Below are 13464 nucleotides of genomic sequence, written 5' to 3'. Positions count from 1 at the left end.
CCTTCTCCCCGCGTGGCGGGGAGAAGGTGGCCGGCAGGCCGGATGAGGGGCACTTTTGCCCCAACCGCCCCTCGACGTCAGATATGCAGCGCGTGCCCCAGCGCCTTCAACGCGGACTCCTGGAAAGCTTCCGATTGCGTCGGATGCGCATGGATCGTGCCGGCGATGTCTTCGAGGCGCGCGCCCATTTCGATCGCCAGGCTGAAGCTTGCCGAGAGTTCCGAGACGCCGTGGCCGACGGCCTGGATGCCGAGCACCAGGTGGTTGTCGGCGCGAGCGACGATGCGAACGAAACCGTCTTCGGCAAGCGTCGTCATGGCGCGGCCATTCGCCTGGAAGGGGAACTGGCCGATCTTGATCTCGATGCCGCTCGCACGCGCCTCGTCGGGCGAGAGCCCTGCGGTGACGATCTCCGGATCGGTGAAGCAGACGGCCGGGATGCAGCGCTTGTCCCAGTTGCGCTTGTGACCGGCGACGATCTCCGCCACCATTTCCCCTTGCGCCATGGCGCGGTGCGCCAGCATCGGCTCGCCGGTGACGTCGCCGATCGCATAGATGCCGCGCATGGACGTCCGGCACTGGTCGTCGATGCGGATGAAGCGGCCAGTGCGGTCGAGGTCGATTTCCTCAAGGCCGACGCCCTCGGTCACGGGTTTGCGGCCGACGGTGACCAGCACCTTTTCGGCGGCGACATCGATTGCGCGACCGTTGTGTTCGGCTTGCAGGCTGCCGGTTTCGGCGGAGTAGCTCTTGGCGACCGTCTGGGTGAAGACCTCGATGCCGAGTTCGCCGAGACGCTTGGCGATCGGTTTCGTCAGATCGGCGTCATAGAGCGGCAGAATGCGCGGCTGCGCTTCGAGTACGGTCACGTGGCTGCCGAGCTTGGCGAAAGCGGTGCCAAGTTCGAGACCGATGTAACCGCCGCCGATGACGGCGATGCTCTTCGGCACGCTTTTCAGCGACAGGGCCTCGGTCGAGGAAATGATCGACCCGCCGAATGGCAGGTCGGGCAGCTCGACCGGCGCCGAGCCGGTGGCAATGACGATCGTCTCGGCGCGGATGCGCTGCAGTCCGATCTCGGTCTCGACATCGACGGTCTTGCCGTCGACGAAACGGGCGGTGCCGATCACCGCCTTGACACCCGACTTCTTCAGAAGGCCGATGACGCCGCCGTTCAGCCGTCCGACGATGCCGTCTTTCCAGGCGATGGTGCGGGCGAGGTCGATTGTCGGATTGGCGAGCGACAGACCGAGCGGGCTGCGGCCGGAAGCGGCCGAGCGCAGCTTATGAAACTCTTCCGCCGCGTGGATGAGGGCCTTGGAGGGAATACAGCCGACATTGAGGCAGGTGCCGCCGGCTTTCGCCTTTTCGACGATGACCGTGTCGATGCCGAGCTGGCCGGCGCGGATTGCGCAGATGTAGCCACCGGGGCCGGCGCCGATGACGAGCAGCTTGCAGGAAATTTCCTTCATGATCGCCTCAGGCCTCCACAAAAATAAGCGCCGGCGTTTCGAGCAGGGTCTTCAGCCGCTGCACGAAGACGGCCGCATCCCAGCCGTCGATGACGCGGTGATCGAAGCTCGAGGACAGGTTCATGATCTTGCGCGGCACGAACTGCGTGCCATCCCAGACCGGCCGGACGGCGAGCTTGTTGACGCCGATGATCGCCACTTCCGGATGGTTGATGACCGGCGTGGAGACGATGCCGCCGAGCGCGCCGAGCGAAGAGATGGTGATGGTCGATCCGGTGAGCTCGTCGCGGGTGGCCGTGCCGGTGCGGGCAGCATCCGCCAGGCGATTGAGCTCGTTGGCACAATCCCAGATGCCGCGGGCTTCGGCATGGCGCACGACCGGAACGGTGAGGCCGGCCGGGGTCTGCGTGGCGATGCCGATATGCACGCCGTGATGGCGGCTGATGATGCCGGCGCCGTCGTCGAAAGTGGCATTGACGGCGGGTTGATCGGCAATGGTGCGCACGAGCGCGCGCATCAGATAGGGCAGGATGGTCAGCTTCGGCTGGTCGGGTTTGCGGTCGCGGTTCATCGTCGTCCGCAGGTCCTCGAGCGCCGTCATGTCGACCTCTTCCACATAGGTGATGTGGGGAATGCGCGAGGTCGAAAGCGACATCTTCTCGGCGATGCGACGGCGAAGGCCGGTTACCTTGATCTCGTCGACGGCGGTCTTGCGCTGCAGGCCGGCCGGCGCAAGCGCCGGCTGAGCGCCGCGGGCGATGAACTGGTCGAGGTCATCATGGGTGATGCGGCCAGCCGGACCGGTGCCGGTCACCTGGCGCAGATCGACGCCGCTTTCCTTGGCGCGCAGGCGCACCGCCGGCGAGGCAAGGGCCTTCTCCAATCGTTCGCCAGCGGCATGTGCGCCGTTGGCGTGGACACCGTTCGTGGTCGGCGCCTTGACCTCGACCTTGGCGGGCTGGGCCGGCTTGGAGACCGGCGCGGGCGCCTCAGTCTTCACTGCGGGTTTTTCTTCCACCTTCGCGACAGGCTTCTCTTCCACGGGAGCAGCCGTTTCGCCTTCGCCTGATATTTCGATGCGCACGAGCGGCGCCTTCACCGCAACGGTGTCGCCTACCTCGGCGCCGAGCCAGAGCACGGTGCCGGTGACGGGCGAGGGGATTTCGACGGTCGCCTTGTCGGTCATCACGGCGGCGAGCACCATGTCCTCGCGCACGGGGTCACCGGGCTTCACATGCCATTCGACGAGTTCAGCCTCGGCCACGCCTTCGCCGACATCGGGCATCTTGATTACGAATTCGCCCATGTCAGGCCTCCATCACTTCGACGAGCGCGCGTCCGACGCGCGCGGGGCCGGGGAAATAGTCCCATTCCTGCGCGTGCGGGTAGGGCGTGTCCCAGCCGGCGACGCGCACGACGGGCGCTTCGAGATGGTAGAAGCAGTGCTCCTGCACGAGGGCGGCCACTTCGCCGCCGAAGCCCGACGTCAGCGTCGCTTCGTGCACGACGACGCAGCGCCCGGTCTTTTCCACCGACTTGACGATCGTATCGAGGTCGAGCGGCAGCAGACTGCGCAGGTCGATCACCTCGGCGTCGATGCCGGTTTCCTCGGCAGCCGCGAGCGCCACGTGCACCATGGTGCCATAGGCGACGACGGTGACGGCGGAGCCCTCTCGGCGGACTTCCGCCTTGCCGATCGGAACGGTGTAGTGGCCTTCCGGCACCTCGCCGAGATCGTGTTTCGACCAGGGAATGACTGGCCGGTCATGATGGCCGTCGAAGGGGCCGTTGTAGAGCCGCTTCGGTTCCAGGAACATCACCGGATCCGGATCCTCGATCGAGGCGATCAGCAGGCCCTTGGCGTCGTAGGGATTGGAGGGCACGACGACTTTCAGGCCGCAGACATGGGTGAAAAGCGCTTCGGGGCTCTGACTATGCGTCTGGCCACCGAAGATGCCGCCGCCGGTCGGCATGCGCAGGACGATCGGGCAGGTGAAATCACCGTTGGAGCGGTAACGAATACGGGCCGCTTCCTGGGTGATCTGGTCGTAGGCCGGATACATATAGTCGGCGAACTGGATCTCGACGCAGGGCTTCAGCCCGTAGGCGGCCATGCCGATCGCCGTGCCGACGATGCCGCTTTCGCTGATCGGCGCGTCGAAACAGCGGGTCTTGCCGTATTTCGCCTGGAGCCCCTGCGTGCAACGGAAGACGCCGCCGAAATAGCCGACGTCCTCGCCGAAGACGACGACATTGTCGTCGCGTTCCATGGAGACATCCATGGCGCTGCGCACGGCTTCGATCATTGTCATTCTGGCCATATCAGTATCCTGCCTTCTGCCGCTGGCGGCGAATGTGCGGCGGCATCTCGGCATAGACGCCCTCGAAGATATCGCGCACCGACGGCTTGCCGCCGGCATGCAGCGTGCCGTGGCCCTCGGCCTGTTTCTGGGCCTGGATCACTTCGTCGGTGATCTCGGCTTCCGCCTGCGCATGACGCTCTTCCGACCAGGCGCCGCGAAGGATGAGGTGCTTCTTCAATCTCAAGACTGGATCGCCGAGTGGCCAGGCTTCGGATTCCGTCTTCGGGCGATAGGCGCTCGGATCGTCGGAGGTCGAATGGGCGCCGACGCGGTAGGTGACGTATTCGATCAGTGTCGGACCGAGATTGCGACGGGCGCGCTCGGCCGCCCATTTGGCGACGGCGTAGACGGCGAGATAGTCGTTGCCGTCGACGCGCAGGGCCGGGATGCCGAAGCCGAGGCCGCGGGCGGCAAAGGTGCCGGAGCCGCCGCGGGCGATGCCCTGGAAGGTCGAGATCGCCCACTGATTGTTGACGATGTTGAGGATAACGGGCGCCTTGTAGGTGGAGGCAAAGACGAGCGCCGAGTGGAAGTCCGATTCCGCCGTCGAGCCGTCGCCGATCCAGGCGGCTGCGATCTTGGTGTCGCGCTTGATGGCCGACGCCATCGCCCAGCCGACCGCCTGCACATATTGGGTGGCGAGGTTGCCGGAGATGGTGAAGAAGCCATGCTCCTTGGAGGAATACATGATCGGCAGCTGCCGGCCGCGCAGAGGGTCGCTCTCGTTCGAGAAGATCTGGTTCATCATCTCGACCATGGGATAGCCGTCGGCGATCAGAAGACCGGCCTGTCGATAGGTCGGGAAGTTCATGTCGCCCTTCACCAACGCCTTGCGGAAGGCGCAACTGACGGCCTCTTCGCCCAGATGCTGCATGTAGAAGGAGGTCTTGCCCTGGCGCTGCGCCATGACCATGCGCGCATCGAAGGCGCGCAGCAGCATCATGTGCCTGAGGCCGGAGAGCAACTCGTCATCCGAAAGCAGCCCGGCCCAGGGACCGACCGCTTCGCCGTCGCGGTTCAAGACGCGGATGATCGAATAGGCGAGGTCGCGCATCTCTTCCGGCGCGACGTCCACCTCCGGGCGCGGCACGGAGCCGGCCTTCGGGATCTTGACGTTGGAGAAATCCGGCTGGCCGCCGGGCCGAACGGCGGGTTCGGGGACATGCAGGCTAAGTCGATCGAGATCGCTCATGCGGTTTCCGGCCTCCTCCGGAGTGCGCAGTGCACCAAATCAAGATCGGTTCGAGTCGAACCGCTCTTCATTTCTGTTCTCACGCATTTCCGGACGCAAAGGCGCTAAGACCCTCGCTGGAAATGCTCTGGGACGGGATAACGATGGGCCTGAGGTGTACGAGGACGTGCAATGTGACCGGCAAGGCTCCTCCGCCCAAGGTCTGCACAGACTCCTCCTAAAAGCCCCCGCTCTCCCGACGGGAATGCTCACAGACTGCCACGAGTTCCGGGGCTTATGAAGGTCTTTCCGTGTTGCGGGGCAGGGGCAGGCGAAGAAAGATAGAATCCTGCCGGGAGTGCGCCCACGCGTTGTGTCGTTCACCTTCTTGCCGGTCGTTGCCGGTAATTTTCTTTCGCGGCGATCCGTCGGCGGTAGCGCTCAGACCGGCGGGGCGATGGTGATCGGCGTTCCATCGAGGAAGCGCGAGAGCCGGAATGGCGTCGGATCGACGATCGGTTTCTCGCCGGTTACGAGGTCAGCGACGAGGTGTCCGGCGCCAGGCCCGATGCCAAAACCGTGGCCGGAAAAACCCGTCGCGACAATGAGGCCCGGAACGGTTTCGGCGGGTGAGATGACGGGGACGGCATCGGGCATCACATCGATCAGTCCTCCCCATATCTGTTGCACCTTGGTTTTGCGCAGGAATGGCAAGGCCCTGCCGGCGGCGTCGAGGGCCCGCAGGGCGCGCCGCGAATCCGGATTGGGATCGAGCACGCGGTGGCGTTCGAAGGCGCCGGGCCGGTCGAGCGGGACGGTGCCGATCTCGAACAATTCGTTCCAGCTCTGGGCGTTGATGCCCACCTGCACGGCATCGCCCTCCGCCTTTCGCGCCGGCTGGAAATCCCGGAAGAATGCGAAGCTGTCGGGCACGACCGCGTGCAGGTTGGCGGCACCGTCGGCAATCGTGTAACCGCCATCGAGGCGCTTGCGATAGGCATAGGTCGCGGTTGCGCCGGCCCCTTCCGGACCGCCGGAGACCGGCCCGGTTCTCAACACCGTATTCCGCACCTTCAGCTGCGGCAGCCGGATGCCGAGGCTTTTGAGAAAGAGCCTGGACCAGGCGCCGCCGGCGACGATGACGGTCGACGTCTCGATGCGGCCTCTCTCGGTGACGACGGCGGAGATCCGGCCCGCTGCCTTTTCGACCCCGCGCACGGCGCAGCCCGTCAGGATACGGGCACCGGCGCGGCGTGCACCGGCGACAATCGCGGGCACCGCCTTCTGCGGTTCTGCCCGGCCGTCGCTCGGCGTGAAGAGCCCGCCTTGGTAGCGGATGGCGGCGCCCGGCATCATCGCCTCTGTCGTGTCGGAGCTGAGTTGCACGCTGTCGACGCCGTAGGGTCGGGCCATGGCAAGCCATGCGTCGCGATTGGCGATGTCGCGCTCATTCTCGGAGATATAGAGGATGCCGCTGCGGCGAAAGCCGGTCTCGCCACTGATGCGCGTGTCGAGCGTGTCCCAGATCTTCAGCGCCTCGATCGCCAGCGGGATTTCGCGCTCGTCACGGCCCATCACCCGAACCCAGCCCCAGTTGCGGCTCGATTGCTCGGCGCCGGGCGTGCCCTTCTCGCAGAGCACGACGTTGATACCGCGTTCGGCAAGGAAGAGGGCGGTGCTGACGCCGATGATGCCGCCGCCGACGATGACGACGTCGGCCCTGGCGGGCAGGATGGTGTCTGTGGCGATCGGATCGAGCGTGGGGCCGGGCATGGGGAGGGCACTTTCGGGCAGGAGGTGTCGCGGTCATCGGTGCATGCCGCCGCCGCGAGATCAAGACCTGCAATCTGGCCGTCGTCGGCCGGCGCTCGGTTGCTGGCAATCTTTTATCGCCAACCCGTCCGGTTCGCCGCGAGACGGTCTTTCGGAATTTTGCGCGTGCTTCTATGCTCGCGCGCATGAGTGAGAGCCGCCCTGATCTTCGCCCCGTCCTGCGCATCGATTTTCCGCCCGCCGACCGGCTCGGCCGCGGCAAGATCCTCTTGCTCGAACTGATCCGCGAGACCGGCTCCATCTCCGCCGCCGGGCGGGCGATGGACATGTCGTACCGCCGCGCCTGGCTGCTGGTCGATGCCCTGAACCGGATGTTCAGCGAGCCTTCGGTAGAATCGCAGCGCGGCGGCAAGCAGGGTGGCGGAGCCTTGGTGACGCCGTTCGGCGAAGAGCTTATCCGGCGCTACCGCGAGATGGAGGAGAAGGCACGCTTTGCGATCGGCGAGGATCTGGCCTGGCTCGAATCCGTTCGGAGCAGCGATACACCAGCGTCCGATACGGCCGAGGCTGTTTCCCAAAAGGCCTAGTGCATGTCGCGCAAAAGTGTGCAGCGGTGCATAAAAACAAGAGCTTAGAGCCTGGCGCGCGAATGCGTTTTCATGCGACAGGCTTTAGTGATCGATCGCGACCGACTTGATGACGGCATAGACGGTTCTGCCGGGAACAAGCTGCAGCGCGTCGCAGGAAAAGCGGGTGATGCGGGCGGCAATCGTCGCATCGCCGCAAGTCACCCGGACATCGACGCTGCCATCCTCCTCCGATGTCAGCGTCAGAATGCGCCCTTCGAGCACATTGAGCGCACTGATTTCCACTGGCCTTGAGGTCGCCAGCATGACGTCGCGGGCGGCTATGTGCAGGCGAAGCCTGACGCCGGCCGTCGCGCTGACACCGGCGATGCGCAGCCGTTCCCGTCCGACCCGGACGGTCGTCAGTTCGTGCACCGGATCGGTTCCCTCGACTTCGCCCTCCAGCAGGACACCGGCTTCGCGCCTGCCGGTGGCAAGCGTTGCGGCGGGCGCGCTCAACACCTCGGCGGCCGCGCCCGATGCGGTGACCCGACCGTTTTCGAGCACGACCACGCGCCGGGCCAACCGGGCGACTTCGCCGACCGAGTGGCTGACATAGACGATCGGTATGCGGGCATCGTCGCGCAGCCGTTCGAGATAGGGCAGGATTTCGGCCTTGCGCGCCTCGTCGAGCGCGGCCAGCGGCTCATCCATCAAAAGCAGGCGCGGTGCCGCGAGCAAGGCTCGGCCGATGGCGACGCGCTGCTTTTCGCCGCCGGAAAGGGCCGAAGGGTTGCGTTCGAGCAGATGGCCGATGCCGAGCAGGTCGACGATGCGGGTAAACTCATTGCCGGTGCCGCTCTTGCCGGCGAACCAGCGGCCATAGGCGAGGTTGCGGCGTGAGCTCAAATGCGGAAACAGCCGGGCCTCCTGGAAGACATAGCCGAAGCGCCGGCGATGCACCGGCGTGAAGATTCTCCTCTCGCTGTCGGCGATAACGTCGCCATCGAGCAGGACACGTCCGCTTTCGGGCTTCATAAGCCCGGCGATGATGTTGATGAGCGAGGTCTTGCCGGAGCCGGAGCGGCCGAACAGCGCGGTCACGCCTCCATCCGAGGTGAAGGCGGCGTCGAGCGCAAAATTGCCGAGTTGATGATGAGCTTCGACGGTAAGGCTCATTGGGCTGCCACCCGGCGCGCGGCAAATGTCGCCAGCAGTTCCGAGAGGATCAGCGCGGCCATGGAAATGATGACGGAAATGATTGTCAGCCGCATGGCGCCGGCATCGCCACCGGGCACCTGGGTGAAGGTGTAGATGGCGGCCGAAAGCGTCTGCGTCTCGCCGGGAATGTTGGAGACGAAGGTGATCGTGGCGCCGAACTCGCCCATCGCCTTGGCAAAGGCGATGATCATGCCGGCGATGATGCCGGGAATGATCAGCGGCAGCGTGACGGTGGCAAAGACCCAGAGGGGGCTCGCGCCGAGCGTGGTCGCCGCGTCCTCGAGCTTGCGGTCAACCGCCTCGATCGACAGGCGGATGCTGCGCACCATCAACGGGAAGGCCATGACGGCGCAGGCAAGGGCAGCGCCGGTCCAGCGGAAGGAAAAGACGAGGCCAAAATAATCGGCGAAGAAGGCGCCGAGCGGGCCGCGGCGGCCGAAAAGCAGGAGCAGCAGGAAGCCGGTGACGACAGGCGGCAGGATCAGCGGCAGATGAACGAGGCCGTTCAGCAGTGTCTTGCCCCAGAAGCGCCCGCGGGCAAGCAGCATGGCGACGACGAGTGCGAAGGGCAGGCTGCAGATCATTGCGACGGTTGCGACACGCAGGCTCAACAGGATCGCCGTCCATTCCGCATCGCTCACTGCAAGCCAGTCCAATGGATATCGCTCCCCAATACGAGGCTTGTGGGACGCGGCTGTCTGCCCCCTATTGCCTCTGACAAATGTTCGCGTCGCCCGCGTTTGGGCGCGGGCGACGCGAACATGACGTTAGATGCTTCGCCTGCCTCTGGACAGACGGCACTAGCGCCTATTTCAGCCGGCTACTTCAGGACTGTGAAGCCCTGCTTTTCAAAGAGTTCAGCAGCCTTTGCCGACTTGACGAAGTCGATGTAGGCCGCCGCATCAGGGCTCTTGCTCTCGGCCGTGATCGCGATCGGGTAGATGATCGGCGGATGGCTGTCTTCCGGGAAGGTGCCGACGACCTTGACGCCCGGGTCTGCCGCGGCATCGGTCTGGTAGACGATGCCGTACGGCGCTTCGCCGCGCGAAACGAGCAGGAGGGCGGCACGAACGCTTTCAGCGCCGGCGACCTTGGCCTCCACGGCCTTCCAGGCGTCGAGCTTTTCGAGCGCAGCCTTGCCGTACTTGCCGGCCGGAACGGAATCGACGGCACCCATGGCAAGGCGACCGTCACCGAGAATGGCTGCGAGATCGAAGCCCTGCTTGATTTCGACCGGGGCAGCGTCCTGCTTGCCGGAGACGAGCACGATGCGGTTGCCGAGCAGGTTTGCGCGGGTGTCGTCCTTGATCAGCTTCTTTTCGGCGAGGTAGTCCATCCAGGCGAGGTCGGCAGAGATGAAGACGTCGGCGGGCGCGCCCTGTTCCACCTGCTTGGCCAGCGCCGAGCTGGCCGCGTAGGAAACGGTCGTTTCCTTGCCACTTTCCTTCTGCCACTCGGCATTGATCGCATCGAGCGCGTTCTTCAGGCTCGCAGCCGCAAAGACCGTCACCTTTTCTTCCGCCTGTGCGGACGCCGGCAGAACACTTGCGCCGGCCCAGGCGAGGCCGAGCGCCAGCACCAGTCCCTTCAGCCAGTCTCTTCTCTTGATCATCGATTTCCCTCCAACGATGCGTGATATCTCTTAGGATACAACGATATCGCCTCCTGATTACCGTTGTATCTGTTGAAATACAATGCTCCTCAAAAGGGCTAGCGTAATACCCGTGTGGTTGTGGCCGCCCGGCAAAACCGGTGCAGCATTCCTGCGGCGGGCGCGATTGGGCTTGCGATGATGTCCGGGCGGCCTAAATTGCGGCCTCGATGCCCTGACATGGAGCGGACGTGCAATGGAAACGGCAGTGAAGCTTGAAGAAAGCTGGAAGGAAGCGTTGGCACCGGAATTCGCCAGCGCCTACATGGCTGACCTCAAGCAGTTCCTCGTGGCCCAGAAGAACGAGGGCCGGCAGATTTTCCCTCGCGGGCCTGAGTATTTTCGCGCGCTCGACCTGACGCCGCTCGACAAGGTGCGCGTGGTCATTCTCGGCCAGGATCCCTATCACGGTGACGGCCAGGCGCATGGGCTCTGCTTCAGCGTTCGCCCCGGTGTCCGGACGCCGCCCTCGCTCGTCAATATCTACAAGGAGCTGAATACAGATCTCGGCATTCCGCCGGCGCGACACGGCTTTCTCGAAAGCTGGGCGAAGCAAGGTGTGCTGCTCCTCAACAGCGTGCTGACGGTAGAGCGCGGCAACGCGGCATCACACCAGGGTCACGGTTGGGAAAAGTTCACGGATGCGATCATCCGTGCGGTCAACGAGGCCGAGCATCCCGTCGTCTTCATGCTCTGGGGCTCCTATGCGCAGAAGAAGGCGGCCTTCGTCGACCGCTCGCGCCATCTTGTCCTGAGAGCACCGCATCCGTCGCCGCTCTCGGCCCATTCCGGCTTTCTCGGCTGCCGGCATTTTTCCCAGGCCAATGCCTTCCTTGAAGGCAAAGGCTTCGATCCGATCGACTGGCGGCTGCCGGAAAATCCGGCTGCGGACATCAACTGAAGGCTTGGCGCGAATGACGGCTTTGTCGTCGCCCTGAGGTCTTGCCTTGGCGGCGGCGATCCGCCTAAGACGCCCGAACGAAATGGCGGAGGCGGGCATGCGCAAAATTCTGATCATCGGCATCGGTTCGGGCAATCCCGAACACATGACCGTGCAGGCGATCAACGCGCTGAACCGCGCCGACGTGCTCTTTATCCCGACCAAGGGAGCGAAGAAGACCGAGCTTGCCGAAGTGCGCCGCGACATCTGCGCCCGCTACGTCACGCGCAAGGACAGCCGCACCGTCGAGTTCGCGGTGCCCGTGCGGCGCACCGAAGGCGTCAGCTATGACGGCAGCGTCGATGACTGGCACGCCCAGATCGCTGGGATTTATGAAGCGCTTCTGTCGAAGGAGTTGGGCGAAGAGGGAACCGGCGCGTTTCTCGTCTGGGGCGACCCGATGCTCTATGACAGCACCATTCGCATCGTCGAGCGGGTCAAGGCACGCGGTGAGGTCGCCTTCGCCTACGACGTCATTCCCGGGATCACCAGTCTGCAGGCGCTTTGCGCCAGCCACCGCATTCCGCTGAACCTCGTCGGCAAGCCCGTGGAGATCACCACGGGGCGTCGGCTGCACGAAAGCTTTCCCGAGAAGAGCCAGACCTCGGTCGTCATGCTCGATGGCGAACAGGCGTTTCAGCGGGTCGAGGACCCGGAAGCGGAGATCTATTGGGGCGCCTATCTCGGCACGCCGGATGAGATCGTCATTTCCGGCCGCGTGGCTGAGGTGAAGGACCGGATCCTTGAAACGCGGGCGGCGGCGCGCGCGAAGATGGGATGGATCATGGACATCTATCTCCTGCGCAAGGGCGCCGACTTCGACGAGTGACGGGGAGGGCCGATCTGCGTCGTGTTTGATCTCACTCAAGGTTTGCGGCTGTGTTATAGCGTCTTAAGAGCTTCTTCAGGGAGGAGAGCCTCAAGTGATGGCGGATTTGATGACCAGCTGCGCCCTTCCATTGACCGGAGATGCCGGCACCGTCGCTTCGATGCGCCGCGGTGCCTGCCCGTCCTTGGCAGAGCCGATGCAGACCGGCGACGGCCTGCTCGTGAGGGTGAGGCCAACGGATCACAGCCTGACGCTGCCGAAGGTCATTGCCCTTGCCACGGCTGCCGAGCGCTTCGGCAATGGCATCATCGAGATTACCGCGCGCGGAAACCTGCAGCTTCGCGGCCTGAGCGCGGCTTCGGGGCCAATGCTGGCGCAGGCGATCGGCGATGCGGAGATCGCCATTGCCGAGGGGCTCGCGATCGAGGTGCCGCCCCTAGCCGGCATCGACCCGGACGAGATCGCCGATCCGCGGCCGATTGCCACTGAGCTTCGTGAAGCCTTGGGTGCGCGCCAGGTGCCGTTGAAGCTTGCACCCAAACTATCCGTCGTCATCGATAGCGGTGGCCGGTTTGGTCTCGGCGCTGTCGTCGCCGACATTCGCCTTCAGGCGGTTTCGACTGTCGCGGGGGTGGCCTGGGTGCTGTCGCTTGGCGGCACGGCAACGAAGGCATCGATCGTCGGGACGTTGGCCGGCAACGCGGTCGTGCCGGCCCTGGCCACCATTCTCGAGAAACTGGCGATCCTGGGCACGACGGTGCGCGGGCGCGATCTGGACCCGTCGGAAATCCGTGCGCTCTGTCGCTGTGAGACATCGTCCGAACGCCCGGCCGCTCCGCGTTCGGCCGCAATACCCGGCATTCATGCGCTGGGTAACGCCGACACCGTTCTTGGCCTCGGTCTGGCCTTTGCTCAGGTGGAGGCCGCCGCGCTGGCATCCTACCTGCATCAGGTCCAGGCGCTTGGCGCCAATGCGATCCGGCTTGCGCCCGGGCACGCCTTCTTCGTCCTCGGCCTTTGCCCCGAGACGGCGGCTGTGGCGCAGAGCCTGGCAGCGGCACACGGTTTTCGCATTGCCGAGCAGGATCCGCGCAACGCGATCGCCACCTGCGCCGGCAGCAGGGGTTGCGCCTCGGCGTGGATGGAAACCAAGGGCATGGCCGAGCGCCTCGTCGAGACGGCGCCGGAATTGCTCGACGGGTCGCTCGCCGTGCATCTCTCCGGCTGCGCCAAGGGCTGCGCCCGGCCGAAGCCGTCCGAACTGACGCTGGTCGGTGCGCCATCAGGATACGGGCTTGTCGTAAATGGGGCTGCCAATGGCTTGCCAAGCGCTTACACCGATGAGAATGGAATGGGATCCGCCCTTGCCCGGCTCGGCCGGCTGGTGCGGCAAAACAAAGACGCTGGCGAATCGGCGCAGTCCTGTCTTACACGGCTCGGAGCTGCGCGCGTCTCGGCAGCGTTCGAACAGGGATAGA

The 13464-nt window shown here is 64.8% G+C and carries 12 protein-coding genes; 4 read left to right on the top strand and 8 right to left on the bottom strand.

Annotation, left to right across the window (positions count from 1 at the left end; all coding sequences use genetic code 11):
* Positions 1 to 77 precede the first annotated feature (77 nt).
* The 5 genes from lpdA to FA04_RS15920 form a co-directional block, all read right to left on the bottom strand.
* Positions 78 to 1472 carry a dihydrolipoyl dehydrogenase gene (gene lpdA / locus FA04_RS15940; protein ID WP_034787174.1) on the bottom strand — a complete coding sequence of 465 codons (1395 nt, stop codon included), beginning with the start codon at positions 1470 to 1472 and terminating at the stop codon, positions 78 to 80.
* Positions 1473 to 1479: 7 nt separating this feature from the next.
* Complete coding sequence (locus FA04_RS15935) at positions 1480 to 2778, bottom strand: dihydrolipoamide acetyltransferase family protein (protein ID WP_034787169.1); 1299 nt, start codon at positions 2776 to 2778, stop codon at positions 1480 to 1482.
* Between the two features lies 1 nt (position 2779).
* Positions 2780 to 3793 carry an alpha-ketoacid dehydrogenase subunit beta gene (locus FA04_RS15930; RefSeq protein WP_034787163.1) on the bottom strand — a complete coding sequence of 338 codons (1014 nt, stop codon included), beginning with the start codon at positions 3791 to 3793 and terminating at the stop codon, positions 2780 to 2782.
* 1 nt (position 3794) lies between these two features.
* On the bottom strand, positions 3795 to 5027 hold the full coding sequence (locus FA04_RS15925; protein WP_034787158.1) for a 3-methyl-2-oxobutanoate dehydrogenase (2-methylpropanoyl-transferring) subunit alpha: 1233 nt from the start codon (positions 5025 to 5027) through the stop codon (positions 3795 to 3797).
* A gap of 420 nt (positions 5028 to 5447) precedes the next feature.
* A complete protein-coding gene (locus FA04_RS15920) occupies positions 5448 to 6779 on the bottom strand; it encodes an NAD(P)/FAD-dependent oxidoreductase (RefSeq protein ID WP_034787143.1) in 1332 nt (443 codons plus the stop codon).
* 185 nt (positions 6780 to 6964) lie between these two features.
* Between FA04_RS15920 and FA04_RS15915 the strand changes: the two genes are divergently transcribed.
* On the top strand, positions 6965 to 7366 hold the full coding sequence (locus tag FA04_RS15915) for a winged helix-turn-helix domain-containing protein (RefSeq protein WP_051659096.1): 402 nt from the start codon (positions 6965 to 6967) through the stop codon (positions 7364 to 7366).
* Positions 7367 to 7450: 84 nt separating this feature from the next.
* Here FA04_RS15915 and modC read toward each other — a convergent pair whose 3' ends face one another.
* The 3 genes from modC to modA form a co-directional block, all read right to left on the bottom strand.
* Positions 7451 to 8524, bottom strand: coding sequence for a molybdenum ABC transporter ATP-binding protein (gene modC, locus FA04_RS15910; protein WP_034787133.1), 1074 nt, complete (start codon positions 8522 to 8524; stop codon positions 7451 to 7453).
* On the bottom strand, positions 8521 to 9222 hold the full coding sequence (gene modB / locus FA04_RS15905) for a molybdate ABC transporter permease subunit (RefSeq protein ID WP_034787131.1): 702 nt from the start codon (positions 9220 to 9222) through the stop codon (positions 8521 to 8523). Before modB ends, modC begins: the two co-directional genes overlap by 4 nt.
* A 164-nt stretch (positions 9223 to 9386) precedes the next feature.
* Positions 9387 to 10178: a molybdate ABC transporter substrate-binding protein gene (gene modA / locus FA04_RS15900; RefSeq protein WP_034787129.1), complete on the bottom strand. Its 792-nt coding sequence runs from the start codon at positions 10176 to 10178 to the stop codon at positions 9387 to 9389.
* A gap of 235 nt (positions 10179 to 10413) precedes the next feature.
* Between modA and ung the strand changes: the two genes are divergently transcribed.
* From ung to cobG, 3 genes are all read left to right on the top strand, one after another.
* Entirely contained in the window at positions 10414 to 11118 is a 705-nt protein-coding gene (gene ung / locus FA04_RS15895; protein ID WP_034787127.1) for a uracil-DNA glycosylase, read from the top strand.
* 97 nt (positions 11119 to 11215) lie between these two features.
* The gene (gene cobF, locus FA04_RS15890) at positions 11216 to 11986 is read left to right on the top strand and encodes a precorrin-6A synthase (deacetylating) (protein ID WP_034787123.1); all 771 of its coding nucleotides are present in this window, start codon (positions 11216 to 11218) and stop codon (positions 11984 to 11986) included.
* A gap of 109 nt (positions 11987 to 12095) precedes the next feature.
* Positions 12096 to 13463 (top strand): precorrin-3B synthase, encoded by a 1368-nt coding sequence (gene cobG, locus FA04_RS15885; protein ID WP_034787295.1) that lies wholly within the window; start codon positions 12096 to 12098, stop codon positions 13461 to 13463.
* Position 13464: the final 1 nt, after the last annotated feature.

Origin of the sequence: Ensifer adhaerens (assembly GCF_000697965.2) — a bacterium.
Lineage (GTDB): Bacteria > Pseudomonadota > Alphaproteobacteria > Rhizobiales > Rhizobiaceae > Ensifer > Ensifer adhaerens.
Note: the sequence above shows the minus strand (reverse complement) of the source record. Positions and strands in the feature narration are given on the sequence as shown.

Excerpts from the sequence above, each read along its gene's own strand:
- FA04_RS15925 (WP_034787158.1), bottom strand. The coding sequence starts at position 5,027 with ATGAGCGATCTCGATCGACTTAGCCTGCATGTCCCCGAACCCGCCGTT.
- cobG (WP_034787295.1), top strand. The coding sequence starts at position 12,096 with ATGACCAGCTGCGCCCTTCCATTGACCGGAGATGCCGGCACCGTCGCT.
- FA04_RS15935 (WP_034787169.1), bottom strand. The coding sequence starts at position 2,778 with ATGGGCGAATTCGTAATCAAGATGCCCGATGTCGGCGAAGGCGTGGCC.
- cobF (WP_034787123.1), top strand. The coding sequence starts at position 11,216 with ATGCGCAAAATTCTGATCATCGGCATCGGTTCGGGCAATCCCGAACAC.
- modA (WP_034787129.1), bottom strand. The coding sequence starts at position 10,178 with ATGATCAAGAGAAGAGACTGGCTGAAGGGACTGGTGCTGGCGCTCGGC.
- FA04_RS15920 (WP_034787143.1), bottom strand. The coding sequence starts at position 6,779 with ATGCCCGGCCCCACGCTCGATCCGATCGCCACAGACACCATCCTGCCC.
- ung (WP_034787127.1), top strand. The coding sequence starts at position 10,414 with ATGGAAACGGCAGTGAAGCTTGAAGAAAGCTGGAAGGAAGCGTTGGCA.
- modC (WP_034787133.1), bottom strand. The coding sequence starts at position 8,524 with ATGAGCCTTACCGTCGAAGCTCATCATCAACTCGGCAATTTTGCGCTC.
- FA04_RS15930 (WP_034787163.1), bottom strand. The coding sequence starts at position 3,793 with ATGGCCAGAATGACAATGATCGAAGCCGTGCGCAGCGCCATGGATGTC.
- lpdA (WP_034787174.1), bottom strand. The coding sequence starts at position 1,472 with ATGAAGGAAATTTCCTGCAAGCTGCTCGTCATCGGCGCCGGCCCCGGT.
- FA04_RS15915 (WP_051659096.1), top strand. The coding sequence starts at position 6,965 with ATGAGTGAGAGCCGCCCTGATCTTCGCCCCGTCCTGCGCATCGATTTT.